Source organism: Rubrivirga marina, from assembly GCF_002283365.1.
GTDB classification, from domain to species: Bacteria; Bacteroidota; Rhodothermia; order Rhodothermales; family Rubricoccaceae; genus Rubrivirga; species Rubrivirga marina.
This window is the reverse complement of record NZ_MQWD01000001.1, coordinates 4,645,205-4,663,482: the sequence shown is the minus strand read 5'-3', so window position 1 is coordinate 4,663,482 and position 18,278 is coordinate 4,645,205. Positions and strand designations below refer to the sequence as shown.

Genomic DNA, 18,278 nt, shown 5'->3' with positions numbered 1-18,278 from the left:
GAAGTCGAGTGGGTCCGCCTCGGCGCCGAGGCGGAGCGGGCTACGGGACCTCGCGGAGGCGGGTCGTGGAGAGCGCGATGGACGCGACGAGGCAGGCGAGGGCGGGCCAGAGGAAGAGGGGGTACCGTTCCTCGACGTCGAGCAGGACCGTCTCCTCGATCTCGGTCCGCTCCAACTCCGAGATGGCGTCGTAGATCTGGCGGAGCGCCTCGGCGTCGGTCGCGCGGAAGTAGCGCCCGCCGGTCGTCTCGGCCACCTGGCGGAGCGCCCCCTCGTCGACCTCGGGGGCCGGGCTGAGGCCGCCGAACGGACCCCGTCGCCGCGGCCCCCCCTCGCCGCCCACGCCGATCGCGTACACCTTGACGCCGAGCGCCGCCGCCGCCTCGGCCGCCGTCTGCGGGTCGACCTGCCCCCGGTTGTTCTGGCCGTCGGTGAGCAGCACGACCACCTTCGAGGCCGCCTCGGAGTCGCGGAGCCGGGCCGTCGCCGTCGCGAGGGCCGTCCCGATCGCCGTCCCGTCCTCGATCAGCCCCATCCGGACCTCCTGCAGCATCGTGAGCAGGAACGGGTAGTCGATCGTCAGCGGCGCCTGCGTGTAGGCCTGGGCCGCGAACACGACGAGCCCGATCCGGTCGGACTCCCGCCCGCGCACGAACTCGGCGGCGACGGCCTTGGCGGCTTCGAAGCGGTTCGGCGTGAAGTCCTCGGCCGTCATCGACGTGGAGACGTCGAGGGCGAGGACGATGTCGATGCCCTCGGTCGAGCGCTCGACGGTCGCGTCGCGCTCCTGGGGACGGGCCAGCCCGAGGATGCCGAGCGCGAGGGCCGCCAGAAGGAGCGCGTCGGGGAGCCGCCGGAGCCGGGCCCAGCCGGTCGTCCCCGTCGCCGCGGCGTCGTCGGCCACGGAGTAGCGGACGCCCGGCGTGGTGTGTCGCCACCGCCACAGCGCCCACCCCAGCGCGGGGACGGTGAGGAGGGCGATCAGCCACAGGGGACTGGCGAAGGTCACGGACGAGCGGGGACGTGGAGGGGCGGCGTCATGCGTCGGGCGCCGTGACGGCGCGGACGAGGTCGGGCAGGGCCTCCCCGGCCCGCCCCCGCACGACCTCGTTCAGCAGCCCCGCGATGTCGCTCGGGATGGGGTTCACCTCGACGACGTAGGCGCCGGCCTGACGGGCGAGCTGGGGAAGTCCGGCGGCCGGGTACACGACGGCGCTCGTGCCGACCGAGAGGTACACGTCGGCGAGGGCCGCGGCCTCCTGCGCGGCGGCGATGGCCGCCTCGGGCAGCATCTCGCCGAACCACACGACGTCGGGGCGGACGAGCCCGCCGCACGATTCGCACGTGAGCGCGCCGCGCTCCGTGGCCGACGCGTCGGCCGGGGCGGAGCACTCGATGCAGTGCGACCGCGTGATCGACCCGTGGAGCTCGACGACGCGCTCGCTCCCGGCCCGCCGGTGGAGGCCGTCGACATTCTGGGTCGCGAGGAGGAACTCGCCGCCGCGAGCCGTCACCCACTGCTCCAGCTCTGCGAGGGCGACGTGGCCGGGGTTCGGCTCGACGTCCTCGACCACCTGTCGGCGGTGGGCGTACCAGCCCTGGACGAGCTCCGGGTTGTCGAGGAACGCCTCGACGTTGGCCAGCTCCTCGGGCCGGAACTTCTGCCACAGCCCGTCGGGGTCGCGGAACGTCGGGACGCCGCTCTCGGCCGAGATTCCAGCGCCGGTGAGCACGGCCACCCGCTCCGCCCTGCGGAGCCGGCGGACGAGCGTCTCGGAAAACGGCGGGCCGACGGGCTGATGCATGGAGGGCGTCTGCTACGAGGACGGGGAGGGGGGATGAGGCATGGGGGGGGAGGCGGTCGCCGGAGACGGGGCCCCGTCCCCCGTGCCTCGTGTCTCTCCTTGCGCCCGGACGGCGCCCTCGACCGCGTCGATGGCGCGGCGGGTGGCGGCGCGGAGGCGGGCGACGGGCTCGGGACCGGGGCGGACGCGCGCGAACGCGACGAGGTCCGTCGGCTGGAGCGCTTTCCGGACGGCCTCGGCCGCCTCGGGGGGGACGCGGGCGTCGCCGTCGAGCCGGTCGGCGATCTCGCGGGTCGTGGCCTCGCGAGCCGGTACGCCGAGGCGGCCGGACAGGTAGGCGCGGAGGGTGTCGCGGACGGCGACGACGTGGGCCTCGATGGCCTCGGCCGGCGCGCCCTCGGCCGGCGCCTCCCGGTCGAGCGTGTCGAGGCGGGCGAGGGCGGCGGGGTAGGGGAGGACGACGGCCCGCTCGTCGGGCGTGCGGAGGGCCTTCGCGAGCGCCCACCCGATCCCGCCGAGCACGAGGAGCGCCAGCATCCCGAGTCCGATCCACAGCGGCGTCGCGCTCGGGAACGCCTCGGCCTCGCCGATCGGGGCCGGCTCGTACGGCGCCGTCTCCCCAGTCAGAACCGAGCGGACCGGCACGAGCACGCTCCCGGTCTGGGCGAGCACCGTGTCGGTCGGCGCCGTCACGCGGATGGACAGCGGCCCGACGCGCGCCGAGTCGGCCGCGAACACGACGGCACGGTAGACGGCGCTGTCGACGCGGACGCCGCCGCGCTCGACCGGCGGCAGGCGGCGGACGTTGATCGCTTCGGCGTCGCCGAACACGAGGGTGCCCGCCTCGGGCGCGCCGGGGGGGACCTCGGGGAACGTCACTTGCCGGCCCAGCCCGTGCGTCACGGTCACGGCGACCTCGAACGGGACCCCTGCCGAGACCGAGTCCGCGAGCACCGCCAGCCGGGCCGTTTGCGCCGTCGCCCCGCTGGCGGCGAGCGTCGCCATCACGCCGAGCACGACCGCCCGGAGGCGGCGGCTCCCCTGCCCCGTTCCCAATCTTCGGTTTCCCATTCCGCTCACCTCCGAGTCCGGTGGCGGAAAAAGTGCGAGAGCGGCTCGACGTAGTCCTCGTCGGTCCGCAGCGTGACGTGGTCGACGCGGGCGCGCTTGAGGGTGGCCTCGGCGCGGGCGGCGCGGCGGGCGGCCCGCTCGGCGAAGTCCTCGCGGACGCGCGCGCTGGACGTGTCGACGAGCGCGGCGCGGCCCGTCTCGGCGTCGACCACGCGGAGGAGGCCGACGGGCGGGAGCGCCTCCTCGCGCGGATCGACCAGCCGCACGGCCACGAGGTCGTGCTTCTGCGACACCACGCGGAGCTGCTTCGCCAAGCCGTCGTAGGCGGCGTCGGGCACGAGGAAGTCGCTCACGAGGAGCACGATGGCGCGGCGGCGCTGGACGCGGAGGACGTGGTCGAGCGCGTCGCCGAGGTCGGTCCCCCGGTGCTCAGGCTCGTGGGCGAACAGGTCGCGGAGCATCCGGAGCACGTTCCGCTTCCCCTTCTTGGGCTTGACGAACCGCTCGACCCGGTCGGTGAACAGCACGAGGCCGACCTTGTCGCTGTTGCGGAGGGCCGAGAACCCGAGGACGGCGCAGACCTCGGCCGCGAGGTCGCGCTTGGCCCGCGCGCTCCCGAACGCCTCACTGGCGGAGACGTCCACCACCAGCAGCAGCGTCTGCTCGCGCTCCTCCTCGAACAGCTTGACGTACGGCTCGCCCGTCCGCGCCGACACGTTCCAATCGATGGTCCGGACGTCGTCACCGATCTGGTACGGGCGGACCTCGGCGAACTCGATCCCGCGGCCCTTGAACGCCGAGTGGTACTCGCCTCCGAACACGTCGTCGACGAGCCCGCGCGTGCGGACCTCGACGTGGCGGATCTTCTTGAACAGCTCCCGGGGGATCACGGGCGGGTGACGAGGAAAGTGGGCGAGGGGTTTGTCGACCCCGACGCCGCGAACGAGGCAGCGGCGGGTAGATTACCCCCGGCCCCCGCGCCCGTTCTCTCGACTTCCGAACGTCGGCCTCCCCTCCGTGTCATCCTGAGCGAGCGGAGCGAGCCGAAGGATCTCTGACGCGACGGAGCCCCGCGTCGACACCGAGCGCGTGGCCCAGAGCACGTGCTCGCCAGAGATCCTTCGATTCCGGGCTGCGCCCTCCGCTCAGGATGACGCGGAGGTACGTCGCGCCGGGCTGGCGGCGCCGACCAGCGGCGGGCCCCTCACCCCTCACTCCATCACCCCCACCCCCATGGCCAAGGTCGCCGTCCTCGTCTTTCCCGGGTCCAACTGCGACCACGACGTGTACCACGCCACGAAGCACGTGCTGGGGCAGGACGCCCGGTTCGTGTGGCACAAGGAGGGCTCCGTCGGCGAAGCTGACCTCGTGGTCGTGCCCGGCGGGTTCTCCTACGGCGACTACCTCCGGGCCGGGGCCATCGCCCGGTTCTCGCCCATCATGAAGGACGTCGTCCGGTTCGCGGCGACGGGCGGGCTCGTGCTCGGCGTGTGCAACGGGTTCCAGGTGCTGTGCGAGGCCGAGCTCCTGCCGGGCGCGCTCATGCGGAACGCCAGCCTCCGGTTCGCCTGCAAGGACGCGCGGCTCCGCGTCGAGTCGACGGCGACGCCGTTCACGGCGGAGCTCGAGACGGGCGAGGTCCTGACGGTCCCCGTCGCCCACGGCGAGGGCAACTACACGGCCGACGACGCGACGCTCGACGAGCTCGAGGCCGAGGACCGCGTGGTCTTCCGCTACGTCGACGCGGCCGGCGAGGCCGTGCCGGAGGCGGCCCCGAACGGCTCGGCCCGCAACATCGCCGGCGTGCGGAACGCGCGCGGCAACGTGCTCGGGATGATGCCGCACCCCGAGCGGTGCGTCGAGCCGGTCCTGGGCACCGCCGACGGCGCGAAGATCTTCCGGTCCGCCCTGGCCCACCTCGGCGCCGAGGTGGGGGACGTCGCGTGACGGCGCCCCGTCTGGCTCTCGTCGAGGTCCCCGCGTGATCGAGGTCGACACGCACGTGGCCCGGCGCGTCCGGTTGGCGGCGCCGGTCGACGCCGCCTGGGCGCTCCTGAAGGACGTCCCGCGCTGGGGCGCGCTGTACCCGCACGTGGCGTCGGTCGAGCCGTACGGCGAGGGCGCGTACCTCTGGCGAATGGACCCGCTCGGCCCGCCCGGCGGGCGCGTCTCCGTCGTCTACGCCTGCCGCTACGAGGCCGACGAGGCCTCGCACACGCTCCGCTGGACGCCGATCCCGGGCGTGGGCAACGCCGCCTTCGACGGGGCCTGCTCGGTCGAGCCCGACGGTGAGGCCGCCACGGTCGGGACGCTGCGGATGGACGCGCGGCTCCGGATCCCCGCGCCGTCGTTCCTGGGCGCGGTCGTCCGCCCGGCCGTGTCAATCGAGATGGAGCGGCTCACCGACACCTTCGCCGAGCGACTGAGCCACGCGCTGGACGCGTAGGACAGAGGAGGACGCCGACGTCGGTGTTTTTCGGTCGCATCGGCGTAATCCGTTGTGTGACATGGGGTGGTGGTGCGAGGTGCCCCGTTCCTCCATCCACGCTGCCGAACGGACCGAGGGCAAGGGCGTTTGTACGGATCCCACCGCGGCTACGCCCGGCGGTCCCACCACCCCACCACCTGTTAATCATGTCCTTCCAGACTCCTGTTCCGCGCGCGGTCCTCGCCGCCGCCCTCCTGTTCGGTCCTGCCGTGACCCTCACCACGGGTTGCGACAGCGCCTCAGGCGGCTCCGAGACCGGGGCCGCCGTCACCTTCGACGGCCGTGTCACCGACGACACCGAGACGGCCCGTCGCTCAGGCGCCTCGGTCGAAGGCGCCGTCGTCACCGCCGCCTCGATCTCCGCCTCGGGCGGCACGAACGCCCTCGCCGGCTCGGCCACCACCACGGCCAGCGGGTCGTTCTCGCTCGAGAGCGAGGGCACCACGGCTCCCGTCCGTCTCACGGCCGAGTCCGACGGGTTCTTCTCGTCGTCGGTCCTCGTCGAAGCCGGCGGTGCGGCCCGCGGCACCGTCCGCGTCCCGCCGATGACGACCGAGACCGACGCCGAGGCCGACGTGTACGTCGTCGTTCGCGGTCGGAGCGACCGCGCCCGCGTGTCGGACGCCGTCCTCTTCGTGACGTCCGACGTCGCCACCGACCTCGTGCTGGGCCAGACCACGACCGCCGAGGTCGCCGCGGCCCTCGACGCGGCGCTCGCCGCCGAGCGCCGCGCTGCCGCCGACGATGGCGCCGCCGACGACGACATCGAGAGGGTCCGCGACGACCGGGACGAGGCCTACGCTCAACTCCGCCTGTCCCTGTCCGCCTCGGCCAACACGTCGGCCGCGCTGGCGGACTTCGAGGAGGCCTATGTCGAGGCGTACACCGAGGCCGGCCTGACGGCCCGCACGGCGGCCCGCGCCGCCCGGGCCCGCGCGCTCGCCGCCGAGCGGTTCGCCGCCTCGACGTCCTCGCGCACGGCCGCGTCGGTCCGCACTCGAGCCCGGCTGTTCGCGGCGACGGCGACGGCGTTCGCCATCGAGGCCGAATTCGAAGCCCGCGGCGCCGCGTCGTCTCGCCTCGCGACGCTCGGCGCGGCCCGCGCCCAACTCGTGGCGTCTCTCCGCGCGGCGAACACGGAGGCGCAGCGGACGGCCGCCATGGCCACCTACCGCGCCGTCGTCCAGGCGGAGCTGAGCTCCGAAACGGGCGTGAGCGCGACGGACCTCTCGATCGCTGCCGCGGCCACGGCTACGGCGCGCACCGCGCTCATGGCGTCCGTCAACGCCGCGTCGTCGGGCGAGGCGGTCGCGTCGGCTCTCGCCACCTACTACACCGCCGCCGAGACCGCCGTCTCGTCGACCGTCTCCGCGGAGGCCGCGGCCCGCGTGGTCGTCCTCCTCAGCACCCTCTAGGCCTTCAGGCCGCCGACGTCGGGCGCACGCCTTGCCAGGGATGCGGCGCCCGATCCCCGCCGCCCCAGGATTCGTCCCGGGGCGGCGGTTTTTTGTGGCCCGCGGCGACTGGGTCGGGCGAGCTTTCGGGCCCTCGTCTTCCCCCCGGATTTTCGCATGTCGCTCCGCATCGTCCAGTTCGGCCTCGGCCCCATCGGCCAGGCCTGCGCCCGTCTCGCCCTCGACCACGGCCACCAACTCGTCGGCGCCCTCGACCTCGACCCGGAGCGGGTCGGGAAGGACGTCGGGGAGATTCTGGGGCGCGACGCCGTCGGTGCCGAGGTCCGCGACGACCCGGCCGCGCTCGGCGAGTGGGCGCCCGACGTCGTCCTCCACACGACGCTCTCGTTCCTCGACCGGATCGAGGGCCAGCTGATGGCCTGCATCGATGCCGGCGCGCACGTCGTGTCGTCGTCGGAGGAGCTGTTCTGGCCGTTCGACCGCGACCCCGCGTTCTCGGAGCGGATCGACCGCGCGGCGACCGAGGCGGGCGTGGTCGTCGTCGGGACGGGCGTGAACCCGGGGTTCGTGATGGACCTGCTCCCGGTCGTCCTGTCGGGTGTCGTCGCGCGCGTCGACCGGGTCGACGTGTCGCGGTCGGTCGACGCGGGGCGGCGGCGCGGGCCGCTCCAAAAGAAGGTCGGCGCGGGGCTCACCGAGGCCGCGTTCCGTGAGCGGGAGGCGGCCGGCGGGTTCGGGCACATCGGGATGGTCGAGTCGGCGAAGGCTCTCGCCGCCGGCCTCGGCTGGGACACGGCCGAGGTGAGCGAGACCTTCGGCCCCCACCTCGCCGACGCCGACTACCGGACGGAGCACGCGACGGTCGCGGCGGGCGACGTCGCCGGCATCCACCAGACGGCGACCGTCACGGTCGACGGCGAGACGCGGGCGACGCTCACGCTCACGATGGCCGTCGGCGCGAGGGACGAGGACCGCGTCGAGATCGCGGGCGACCCGCCGCTGACGGTCGTCGTCGAGGGCGGGACGTTCGGCGACACGGCGACGGTCGCGGCCGTCGTCAACACGGCGCGCCGCGTGGCCGGCGCGCGGCCCGGTCTGCGGACGATGCTGGAGATACCGGCTGCCGCGACGAACCGTTAGGCGCGAGCGAGGGACTCACTTGGAGGCGGCCCGCGGGCCCCTGTCGGCGTGCGCCGAGGCGCAGGCGGCGGAGAATTGAACTCCGCCGCGTTCTTTTGCGGAGGTCGATGAGGGGCCAGGCGCACGTCCGCCGCCTCGGCTCACGGAATCCTCCACTCGCCTCCACTCCCATGCGCACCGTCCTCAAGTGGGCCGGCATCGTCGTCGGCGCCCTCGTTCTCGTCGTCGTCGTCGGTGGATTCGTCGCCTCGCGTGTCGGCGCGGCCAACATCGCCCGGGTCCACGAGGTCCCCGTGACCTCGCTCACGATCCCGACCGACTCGGCCGCCCTCGCGCGCGGCGCACACCTCGCCGGGATCTACGGCTGCCAGGACTGCCACGGCGCAGACCTCTCCGGCCAGGTCATGGCCGAGGAGGGGCCGGCGCGGATCGTGGCCTCGAACCTCACGCCGGCCGGGATCGGCGGCGAGTACGAGCCCGAGGACTGGGACCGTGCCATCCGCCACGGCGTCGGGGTCGACGGGACGGCCCTCTTCGTCATGCCGTCGGGCGCGTACCACAACATCAGCGACGCCGAGGCGGTCGACCTCATCGCCTACCTCGAGACGCTGCCGCCGGTCGAGAAGGACCTCCCGCCGATGGAGTACACGCTCCTCGGCAAGCTGCTGGCGGCCGGCCCGCTCGACCTCTCGAAGGGCGTCTACGTGGACCCGACGCCGACCTCGTCGCCGGCTCCGGGCGCCACCGTCGAGTACGGCGCGTACGTCGCCGAGGGCCTCTGCGCGTACTGCCACGGCGAGGGGCTCGTCGGCAAGGAGGCCGACCAGCCGGGCGCCCCGTTCGCGCCGAACCTCGCCGCCTCGGGCCAGTGGCCGCCCGAGCAGTTCCACCAGACGATGACGACGGGCGTGCGACCGGACGGCCGCGAGATGGACCCCGAGTTCATGCCGTGGACGATGACGGCGAAGATGACGCACGACGAGCGGGAGGGCGTCCGGCTCTACCTCGCCACCCTCGCCGAGTAACGCGTCCCCAGCGTTCCGGGCTCTCCGCCTCGGTCCTCCCGTGGACGGACCGAGGCGGGGTAGGGGGCGGTCGGGGACGGGCAGGGTGCCGCCCAGCAAGAACCGGTCCCCTCGCAGGCCGGAGCTGCTCGTCGTCCACTCGTAGCAGTCGCCCGGACGCCTCGCTCACGCCGTAGTCGCTCGCGACGGGAGGGGGCGAGCGTCGCCGGGGCCCCGGCCTCTCAGATACAGACGCGCACGGGCCCCCGGGTCCGCGTGGAGCCGGGGCAAGAGAACGTGGAGCGCGACGGCGGGGTCCGGCCGGGCGGCGGTTGCGCGGCACCCCACGCCCATACTGGTCCTGCCGAGTCGCCCCGACGCGGTCCGGGCCGATCTCGAGACCAGGGAGGGCGTCCGAGGGGCGAGGGTCTGAACCCGGTGGGGTCACGGTCGAAAGGGGACGGCTCGTCCGTGCTCGTCGCCAAGTGGAGCGTACCTAGTGATTTGGGAGCGCGTATCCTGCGGTCCCACGAACGCGCCATGGCCGACGCCCCGCCCTCGCCCGCCGAGATCGACCGCCTCCGCCGGTCCGTCGACGAACTGGCCCTCCTCAACGAGGTGGCCGTCGCCATCGGGAGCGCGCGCGACCTCGACGCGGCCGTCCACGCGCTCGTCCGCCGCTCGCTCGACGCCATCGGGGCCGAGCAGGGCGTCGTCACGCTCGTCGACCGCCAGTCGGGCGCGGCCGGCGCCACGTTCGTGCGGACCGTCCGCGGCGACCGCCTCGCCCTCCGCCCCGACGAGGCGCTCCTCGGGTGGATGGGGACGCACCGCCGGACGCTCCGCCTGGACGCCCCTCGCACCTCGCCCCCGTTCTCGGCGTTCGAGTGGGACGACGCGGTGCAGACGGTCCTCTGCGCGCCGCTCATCGCGAACGCCCGGTTCCTCGGGGTCCTCACGCTCTACAACAAGCGCGGCGGCCCGTTCTCCGACGCCGACGCGCGGCTCCTGACGATCCTCGCCATGCAGTCGGCCCAGACGCTCGACGCGGCGCAGCGTGAGGCCGAGCGGACCCGGATCCTCAACCTGTTCGGCCGCCACACCGCGCCGGCCGTCGTCGACGAGCTGCTCCGCCACGAGGCCGACCCGCCGGTCCGCCGGATCGCCGTGTGCGTCATGTTCCTCGACGTCCGCGGGTTCACGACGTTCGCCGAGGCGTCCGAGCCCGAGGCCGTCGTCGACTTCCTCAATCGGTTCTTCGGGCTGACCGTCGACGCCGTCACGTCGCGCGGGGGGATCGTCCACCAGCTCCTCGGCGACGGGTTCATGGCCATCTTCGGCGCCCCGCTCTCGACGCCCGACGACTGCACGCACGCGGTCGAGGCCGCGCTCGACATCGTGGCCCGCGTCGAGGCCGAGGTGGCCGCCGGCGAGCTCCGCCCGACGCGTGTCGGGATCGGGCTCCACGCGGGCGACGTCGTGGCCGGGACGGTCGGGTCGGCCCAGCACAAGGAGTACAAGGTGACCGGCGACGTGGTCAACGTGGCCTCGCGCGTCGAGGGGCTCACCAAGGACCTCGACGCGCAGGTTCTGGCGACCGGCGCCGTGTGGGCGCGCGTGCCGCCAGGCCGGTTCGAGGCCGAGGCGCTGGGGGCGGCCCCGCTCCGGGGGCGCGCCGAGGCGCTCGATCTCTACCGTCTGGCCTGAGGGCTCCGCGTCTTCATCGGGTCTCGGGAGCGGTTCCGGCCGGACCGGCGTTGGGAGCGGGCTATCTTTTGCCGCTCCGGCTTCCGTCTCCCCTTCCGCGCCCCCGCGCTCCGTTCCATGGCCCGTGTCGATGTTGTGATGCCCAAGATGGGCGAGAGCGTGATGGAGGGGACGGTCCTCGAGTGGAAGAAGGCCGTGGGCGACGCGGTCGAGGCCGACGAGACGCTCCTCGAGATCTCGACCGACAAGGTCGACTCCGAGGTCCCGAGCCCCGAGGCGGGCCGGATCGTCGAGATCCTGGTCGAGGAGAACGAGACCGTCGACGTCGGGACGCCGATCGCCGTCATCGAGACGGACGTGAACGCCGAGGTCGGCGCGGCGCCCGAGGCGGCCCCGCCGGCAGAGGACGCCTCCGCCGACGAGGACCCCATCGAGGACGCGGCCGAGCCGCTCACCGAGGTCCAGCCCGTGGGCGAGGACCCGCAGCCGGAGCCCGAGGCCAAGCCGGCCGCCCCGCCGGTCCGCCCCGCCGGCGACGCGCCCGCCGCGCCCGCCTCGGGCGGCGCGCGGACGGAGGTCGTGATGCCCAAGATGGGCGAGAGCGTGATGGAGGGGACGGTCCTCGAGTGGAAGAAGGCCGTGGGCGACGCGGTCGAGGCCGACGAGACGCTCCTCGAGATCTCGACCGACAAGGTCGACTCCGAGGTCCCGAGCCCGGAGGCCGGGACGCTCCTCGAGATCCTGGTGGAAGAGGGCGAGACCGTCGACGTCGGGACGCCGATCGCCGTCATCGGCGCCGCGGGCGCCGCGCCGGTCGAGGCCGCGCCCGCCGGCGGCGACGGTTCGACTTCGCTCCCCACAGGCTCCGCCCAGGCCGACGAGCCGGAGCCGTACGAGAAGAGTTACGGCGGCGAGGCCAGCGACGCAGCGGCTGCCGCTGCGCCTGCCGTCCAGGAAGAGCGGGGGGCTGAGGCCGCCGCCGCGGCGACCGCCTCCGCCGAGCCGGCCGGCCCGATCCCGACCCGCGACGACGCCGGCAACTTCTACTCGCCCCTGGTCCGCTCCATCGCCGAGGCCGAGGGCATCCGCCTCTCCGAGCTCCAGCAGATCTCGGGCAGCGGCGCCGACGGCCGCGTGAGCAAGGCCGACGTGATGGCCTACCTCGAGTCGCGCGACGAGGCCCCCGCACAGCCCGCCTCGGCGCCCGCGCCGGAGCCCAAGAGCTACGGTGCCGAGTCCCCGGCTCCGCAGGCGGCCCCCGCCACCCCGGCCGCGGCGCCCGCTCCGCAGGCCCGCCAGGCGCCGACGGCCCCGTCGAAGCCCGTCTCGAAGCCGGCCCCGGCCGCCTCGGGCGACACGGCTGGCGAGCGCGTCGAGGTCGTCGAGATGGACCGGATGCGGCAGCTCATCGCCGAGCACATGCGCCGGTCGAAGGACACGAGCGCCCACGTCACGTCGTTCGCCGAGGTCGACGTGACCGGGCTCGTGCGCCACCGCGAGGCCCACAAGGCCGAGTTCCAGCAGCGCGAGGGCGTCAAGCTCACGTACACGCCGTACTTCATCGAGGCGGCCATCGAGCCGCTCCGCGACCACCCGCTCCTCAACGCCTCCGTCGAGGGCACGCGCGTGCTCATCAAGAAGGACTACCACGTCGGGATCGCCGTCGCGCTCGGCACGAAGGGCCTCCTCGTCCCTGTCGTCCGCAACGCCGGCCAGCAGAACCTGACGGGCCTCGCGCACAACGTGGCCGACCTCGCCGACCGGGCCCGCTCGAAGAAGCTCCAGCCCGACGAGCTCCAGGGCGGCACGTTCACGATCACGAACGTCGGCAGCCTCGGGTCGCTGATGGGCACGCCCATCATCAACCAGCCGCAGACGGCAATCCTCTCGCCGGGAGCCATCGTCAAGCGGCCGGTCGTGGTGGACGGACCCGACGGCGGCGACGTCATCGCCATCCGGCACATGGTGTACATCTCGCTGAGCTACGACCACCGGATCATCGACGGGGCCATGGCGGCGAGCTTCCTCGCCGCCTACCGCCACCAGCTCGAGTCGTACGCCGTCGACACGCCGCTCGCGTAGAGGCGCGGACCGGCTGGCGTAGTTTGCGGGTTCACTCCGCGCCCCATGTCTACGCCCGCCTCGTCTCCGCCCGAGCCCGCCGTCCAGGTGGCCGCGCGCCTGCTGGCCGAGGGCCGGCCGGTCGAGGCGGCCCGGCGGCTGGCGGACCTCGTGGCCGAGGCGCCGACCTACGCCGCTGCCCACGTCCTCCGGGCGACGGCGCTCGAGGCGGCCGGGCGGATCGACGACGCGCTCGTGTCGTGGGGCCGCGCCGCGGCGCTCGTGCCGGGCAGCCCGCTCGTCCACCGCGAACGCGAACGGCTCCTGGCGACGCGCGTCGCCGACGATCTCCCACCCGACCTCCCGCCGGCCGTCCCCGACCCCGCCGCGCCGCCGTACCCGCCGGCCGCCTTCCCGACGTCTATCTACGACGACCTGGAGGGAGCGGACTTCGAGACGGGGGCTCCCGCCGAGGAGCGCCCGACGAACGCGCGGCCGATGGCATCGGTCGAGCCGCTCGCCGCGCCGCTCGACGTGGAGGACGACCCCGTCGACCTCGGGCCGGACGACGAGGAGGTCGACGGCCCGCTGCTCAACTTTGGAGCGCCTCGGGGAGCGCCCCGGAGCGAGCCCGACGTCGTCGACGCGGAGCCCGGGGCGGACGCGCTTGAAGCGACCGTGCCTGAGCCCGAGGTGGACGAGGTGGAGCCCGAGGCAGAGACGGCCGAGGACGGGCCGTTGTTCGGATACGGGGCGCCGCGGACGCTCGACGCATCGGACCTCTTTTTCGGCGACACAGCCGCGCCGCCGGAGTCGCCCGCCGCGCCGTCCGTCGAGACGCCTGACGATGGCGAGCCGGCTGCCGACGAGCCGTCCGAGTACGACCCGTTCGCCGACACGCCGGACGAGGCGTCGCCGGCGGACGCCCCGACGCTTTCGCCCTCCGGCTCCGACTGGGGCGCCGATGACACGGGCCTCGCCCCGGTCCTTCCGCCCGAAGGTGAGGTCGAGCCGGCCCCCGAGCCCGAGGACGAGGTCGGGGAGGGCGACGGCGACGGGTGGGACGTCCTTGCCGAGGCCGACATCCCGACGCCGCCGCCCGGCACCTACGCCGAGCCCGACGTCGTCGCGCCCGAGGACCCCGAGCCGGAGCCCGAGGTCGAGGATCCGTTCGCCGACGTCGACGCCGTCGTCGACGAGTTCGGCGCGGCCGAGCCCGAGGCGCCCGCCGACCGCTCCGTGGCCGACGAACTCGACGCGCTGATCTCCCAACTCGAGGACGCCCCGCGGATCCGCCCGGACCCCGAGTACGCCGGCCCCGACGTCGAGCTCGACCACGGCGAGGTCGACGACATGGTGTCGGAGACGCTCGCCAAGATCTACGCCGCGCAGCACCAGTACGTCGAGGCCGCGCTCGTCTACGAGAAGCGGGCCGCCCGCCAGCCCGACCAGGCCGAAGAGCTCCTCGAGCGCGCGGCCGAGCTCCGCCAGCGCGGCGGATGAGTAGTCCTCTGGAACGGCTCGCCCGGTCCGGCCCGCGCGTCGTGGCCGGGCTCATGAGCGGGACCTCGCTCGACGGCATCGACGCCGTGATCGTCCGCATCGAGGGCACGGGGACGGAGGTCCAGATCGAGACGCTCGGGTTCGTGAGCGAGCCGTACGACGCCGAGCTCCGCGACGCGCTCGGGGCGTGCGTCGAGGTCACGACCTCGAACGTCCGCCTCGTGAGCCAGCTCCATGCCCGCCTCGGCGACTGCTTCGCCGACGCCGTCGAGGGCGCGCTGGCCGCCGCCGGCCTCGGTCTCGACGCGCTCGACCTTGTGGGGAGCCACGGCCAGACGGTCCAGCACGTGCCCGAGGCCGAGGAGGTCGCGGGCGTCCCGACGCGCTCGACGCTCCAGATCGGCTGCCCGGCCGTCCTCGCCGTCCGCCTCGGCGCGCCCGTCGTCGCCGACTTCCGGGCGGGCGACCTCGCGCTCGGCGGTCAGGCCGCGCCGCTCGCGCCGTTCCTCGACGGCGCGCTCTTCGCCGCGCCCGACGAGACGCGCGTGCTCCTCAACCTCGGCGGCATCGCCAACCTGACGGTCCTCCCGCCCGGCGGCCCGCCGCGCGCCGCGTTCGACACGGGCCCGGCCAACATGGTCCTCGACGCGCTCGCGCTCCGCCTGACCGGCCAGCCGTACGACGAGGCCGGCGCCCTCGCCGCGCAGGGCACGCCCGACGACCTCCTGGTGGCCGACGTGCTCGACGCCCCGTTCTTTCGCGCCGCGCCGCCCAAGTCGACCGGGCGTGAGGACTTCGGGGCGCCATTCGTCGACTGGCTCGTCGGCCGCGGCCCCGCGGCGCCCGCCGACCTCCTGGCGACGGCCGCCGCCGTCACGGCCCGCTCCATCGCCGAGGCCATCCGCCGGTGGGTCGACCCGGTGCCCGACCGCGTGATCGCCTCCGGCGGCGGCGTTCACAACCCGACGCTGATCGCGATGCTGGCCGACGAGCTCGCGCCGATCCCGGTGGAGACGACGGCGGCGTACGGGCTCGATCCGGACGCGAAGGAGGCCGTGCTGTTCGCGCTCCTTGCCCACGAGTGGGCCAACGGCGTTCGCACCGGTCTGCCGGCCGTGACGGGCGCGTCCCGCCCCGCCTTCCAGGGCTCGCTGACGCTCCCCTGACCCCACCTCCCATGCCGCCCCATCGTTTACCTCGTCGTGTCCTCGGTTGGGCCGGTGCGGTGGCCCTGCTCGCCGGCTGCGGCGGGGGGCCCCGGGCGGCCGCCGAGGCGGACGGGGCCGAGGCGTGGACGCCGCTCCTCGACGCCGAGTTGTCCGAGTGGCGGACCTACCTCAGCTTCCGCCATGCGCCCGGCTATGCCGGCGAGCCGCCCGTCGGCGCCGACGGCCAGCCGGTCGCGCCCGTCGGTTACGACACCGACCCAGACGGCGTGTTCAGCGTCGTGATGGAGGACGGCGAGCCGGTCCTCCGGATCAGCGGCGAGGTCTACGGCAGCGTGTTCACGCGGCGTGAGTTCGCGGACTACCACCTCCGGCTGAAGGTCCGCTGGGGCGAGCGCGTGTGGCCGCCGCGGACCGAGCTCCTCCGCGACTCGGGCGTCCTCTACCACTCGGTCGGCGAGCCCGGCGTCGACTGGTGGCGGTCGTGGATGCTCTCGCAAGAGCTCCAGGTGATGGAGGGCCACATGGGCGACTACTGGACCATCGCCTCGTCGGCCGCCGACATCCGGGCGTTCCCACCGGAGGGCGACCTCGACCCCATCGCGAGCGTCCGCCAGCCGTTCCGGCCTTTCGGGGGCGGCTCGCCGAACGGCGGGTTCTGCCTCCGCAGTGCCGACCACGAGAGCCCGCCTAGCGAGTGGACCGAGCTCGAGCTGATCGCCGTCGGCGACCGGAGCGTCCACGTCGTGAACGGGCACGTCGTCATGGTCCTGGCCCGCTCGCGCGCCGTCGTCGACGGCGTCGAGGGGCCGCTCACGCGGGGCCGGGTCCAGCTCCAGAGCGAGGCCGCGGAGGTCTACTACAAGGACGTCGAGGTCCGGTCGCTCGCCCGGATGCCGGACGCGTACGCCGGCTACTTTGACCAGCCCTAGAGGACCCGGACCGCGCAACTTTGGAGCCGCCCTCGCCGAAAGGCTCGGATCGCTCCCACCTCACGCTCCCGCGATCCCATGACCGACTTCGACACCGACGACGGCCTCGACGACCTGACGGCGGAGGAGCTGGAGGAGCAGGCGTTCGGGCCGGACCCGGACCGGAAGCGGCGCAAGCGGACGCGCCGCCGTCGGAAGCAGAAGGTCCGCCAGATCCTGAAACGGTCGACCCCGCCCGCCTCGGAGGCGTCATCGGAGGAGACGTTCCCCGTGCCTGTCAAGGCGTCGGCCCTGCCGGTCGCGGTCTCGACCAAGTTCTGCTACGCGTGCGGCGCCGAGCTCGACCTCCGCGCCGAGGTGTGCCCCCACTGCGGCGTCGGCCAGCCGATGGAGCCGTTCCTGCGGGGCGGGCGACGCGCGAAGCGGGAGAAGAGCAAGGGCGGCGCGACGCTGCTCGCGTTGACGCTGGGCGGGATCGGCGCGCACCGGTTCTACCTCGGCCAGCCCAAGATCGGGATCGCGATGCTCCTGTTGAGCTGGACGTTCCTCCCGATGCTCGTCGGCTGGGTGGACTTCGTCCGGTTCGCGTTCATGAGCGACCGCGACTTCGCCACACGCTACGGGCGCCAGACGGCGCCGATGCTCCACCCGCCGCGGCCGATCCGCCGCCTGGAATCCGCCCGGTCGTCCGAGCCGCGCCATGAGGAGGACGAGGAGGAAGCGGACGAGGAGAGGCGCTAAAGAGCGCGCGGAGGCGGCACAGGGCCCGGGCCCCTACGTTCGACGGGTCCCGCCCCGCGCCCCACATGTCCGAGATCCCCGACGCACAGCCCTTCACGCCCGTCTCCGACGTCGGCGAGTTCGGCCTGATCGACAAAATGAAGGCCGCGCTGGCCGACGCCGCGGACGCCCGCGACCTGGTCGCCGGCATCGGCGACGACGCGGCCGTCTACCGCGTCGGCGCCGCCGGCTCCGACGGCCCGAGCCGCGTGCACGTGATCACGACCGACGCGCTCGTCGAGGGCGTCCACTTCGACCGGACGTACGTGCCGCTGCGGGCGCTCGGGTGGAAGGCCATCGCCGTGAACGTGAGCGACGTGGCGGCCATGAACGCGCGGCCGCGGTTCGCGACGGTCGCGCTCGGGCTGCCCAACAACCTGTCGGTGGAGGGCGCCGAGGCGCTCTACACCGGGATGGCGCAGGCGTGCGAGCGCTACGGGCTGGCCGTCGTCGGCGGCGACGTGACGGCCTCGGCCCGGCTGACGCTGTCGGTGACGGTCGTCGGCGAGGCCGAGGAGCGGGCCGTCGTGTACCGCCGCGGCGCGCAGCCTGGCGACCTCCTCTGCGTGACGGGCGACCTCGGCAGCGCCGCGGCCGGCCTCCGCGTGCTCCTGGCCGGCAAGGACCGGATGACCGCCGGCGACGGCGCCGCTGACGACCCGCCGCAGCCCGACCTCACCGGGTTCGCCTACGCCGTCGAGCGCCAGCTGATGCCGCAGGCCCGGCTCGACCGGATCGAAGCGTGGGCCGAGGCCGGCGTCCGCCCGTCGTCGCTCATCGACGTGTCCGACGGGCTGGCCTCCGAGGCGCACCACCTCAGCCAGGCCGGGACCGTCGGCGCGGTCATCGACGCGGGGCTCCTGCCGGTCCACGTCCAGACGGCCCTCGCGGCGCAGCGGTTCGACGAGCGAGCCGAGGCGTTCGTGCTCTACGGCGGCGAGGACTACGAGCTCCTGTTCACGATCCCCGAAGCCGAGGCGTCGAAGCTGTCGCCGGACACGTACGCCGTCGTCGGGCAGGTCGTGGAGCCGAAGGAGGGCGTCGCGCTCCGCCTCCCGGACGGCAACCGCGTGCCGCTCGAGGCGGCCGGCTTCCGGCACGTCTAGCGGTCCACTCCGCCCGCCTCGGCGCCGAGGCGGAGGGACTCAGCAACGCGGTCGCCCATCGAGTGGCCTCATCGGGTGAGGGACTCCCCGGCGAACCGGG

At 74.2% G+C, this 18,278-nt stretch carries 16 protein-coding genes; 12 read left to right on the top strand and 4 right to left on the bottom strand.

The features are described from left to right. Positions 1-40 precede the first annotated feature (40 nt). Genes BSZ37_RS19880 through BSZ37_RS19865 form a run of 4 tightly spaced genes read right to left on the bottom strand, consistent with a single transcriptional unit; the run spans position 41 to position 3,766 of the window. The gene (locus BSZ37_RS19880) at positions 41-1,009 is read right to left on the bottom strand and encodes a VWA domain-containing protein (RefSeq protein ID WP_179299773.1); all 969 of its coding nucleotides are present in this window, start codon (positions 1,007-1,009) and stop codon (positions 41-43) included. A gap of 28 nt (positions 1,010-1,037) precedes the next feature. Further along, positions 1,038-1,805 (bottom strand): SIR2 family NAD-dependent protein deacylase, encoded by a 768-nt coding sequence (locus BSZ37_RS19875; RefSeq protein ID WP_095512216.1) that lies wholly within the window; start codon positions 1,803-1,805, stop codon positions 1,038-1,040. A gap of 12 nt (positions 1,806-1,817) precedes the next feature. Further along, positions 1,818-2,876 (bottom strand): hypothetical protein, encoded by a 1,059-nt coding sequence (locus BSZ37_RS19870; RefSeq protein ID WP_143537758.1) that lies wholly within the window; start codon positions 2,874-2,876, stop codon positions 1,818-1,820. A 5-nt stretch (positions 2,877-2,881) separates the two neighbouring features. Beyond that, on the bottom strand, positions 2,882-3,766 hold the full coding sequence (locus BSZ37_RS19865) for a DUF58 domain-containing protein (protein WP_095512214.1): 885 nt from the start codon (positions 3,764-3,766) through the stop codon (positions 2,882-2,884). 343 nt (positions 3,767-4,109) lie between these two features. Here BSZ37_RS19865 and purQ point away from each other — a divergent pair, with 343 nt between their 5' ends. The 12 genes from purQ to thiL all read left to right on the top strand — a co-directional run bounded on the left by purQ (position 4,110) and on the right by thiL (position 18,178). Further along, positions 4,110-4,823 carry a phosphoribosylformylglycinamidine synthase subunit PurQ gene (gene purQ, locus BSZ37_RS19860; RefSeq protein WP_095512213.1) on the top strand — a complete coding sequence of 238 codons (714 nt, stop codon included), beginning with the start codon at positions 4,110-4,112 and terminating at the stop codon, positions 4,821-4,823. A gap of 34 nt (positions 4,824-4,857) precedes the next feature. After that, positions 4,858-5,322 carry an SRPBCC family protein gene (locus BSZ37_RS19855; protein ID WP_095512212.1) on the top strand — a complete coding sequence of 155 codons (465 nt, stop codon included), beginning with the start codon at positions 4,858-4,860 and terminating at the stop codon, positions 5,320-5,322. A gap of 188 nt (positions 5,323-5,510) precedes the next feature. Then, positions 5,511-6,779: a hypothetical protein gene (locus BSZ37_RS19850; protein ID WP_095512211.1), complete on the top strand. Its 1,269-nt coding sequence runs from the start codon at positions 5,511-5,513 to the stop codon at positions 6,777-6,779. A gap of 156 nt (positions 6,780-6,935) precedes the next feature. Next, positions 6,936-7,919, top strand: coding sequence for an NAD(P)H-dependent amine dehydrogenase family protein (locus tag BSZ37_RS19845; RefSeq protein WP_095512210.1), 984 nt, complete (start codon positions 6,936-6,938; stop codon positions 7,917-7,919). A gap of 170 nt (positions 7,920-8,089) precedes the next feature. Then, complete coding sequence (locus BSZ37_RS19840; RefSeq protein WP_143537757.1) at positions 8,090-8,944, top strand: c-type cytochrome; 855 nt, start codon at positions 8,090-8,092, stop codon at positions 8,942-8,944. Positions 8,945-9,463: 519 nt separating this feature from the next. After that, positions 9,464-10,630, top strand: coding sequence for an adenylate/guanylate cyclase domain-containing protein (locus tag BSZ37_RS19835; RefSeq protein WP_095512208.1), 1,167 nt, complete (start codon positions 9,464-9,466; stop codon positions 10,628-10,630). A gap of 117 nt (positions 10,631-10,747) precedes the next feature. Continuing rightward, positions 10,748-12,712 (top strand): 2-oxo acid dehydrogenase subunit E2, encoded by a 1,965-nt coding sequence (locus BSZ37_RS19830; protein ID WP_095512207.1) that lies wholly within the window; start codon positions 10,748-10,750, stop codon positions 12,710-12,712. Between the two features lie 45 nt (positions 12,713-12,757). Next, positions 12,758-14,194 carry a tetratricopeptide repeat protein gene (locus tag BSZ37_RS19825; RefSeq protein WP_095512206.1) on the top strand — a complete coding sequence of 479 codons (1,437 nt, stop codon included), beginning with the start codon at positions 12,758-12,760 and terminating at the stop codon, positions 14,192-14,194. Beyond that, a complete protein-coding gene (locus tag BSZ37_RS19820) occupies positions 14,191-15,360 on the top strand; it encodes an anhydro-N-acetylmuramic acid kinase (RefSeq protein ID WP_095512205.1) in 1,170 nt (389 codons plus the stop codon). Before BSZ37_RS19825 ends, BSZ37_RS19820 begins: the two co-directional genes overlap by 4 nt. Before the next feature lie 59 nt (positions 15,361-15,419). Further along, positions 15,420-16,292: a 3-keto-disaccharide hydrolase gene (locus BSZ37_RS19815; protein WP_218830584.1), complete on the top strand. Its 873-nt coding sequence runs from the start codon at positions 15,420-15,422 to the stop codon at positions 16,290-16,292. Between the two features lie 78 nt (positions 16,293-16,370). Beyond that, positions 16,371-17,033 carry a TM2 domain-containing protein gene (locus tag BSZ37_RS22435; protein WP_218830583.1) on the top strand — a complete coding sequence of 221 codons (663 nt, stop codon included), beginning with the start codon at positions 16,371-16,373 and terminating at the stop codon, positions 17,031-17,033. A gap of 65 nt (positions 17,034-17,098) precedes the next feature. Continuing rightward, positions 17,099-18,178, top strand: coding sequence for a thiamine-phosphate kinase (thiL, locus tag BSZ37_RS19805; RefSeq protein WP_095512203.1), 1,080 nt, complete (start codon positions 17,099-17,101; stop codon positions 18,176-18,178). The last annotated feature ends 100 nt before the right edge of the window (positions 18,179-18,278 follow it).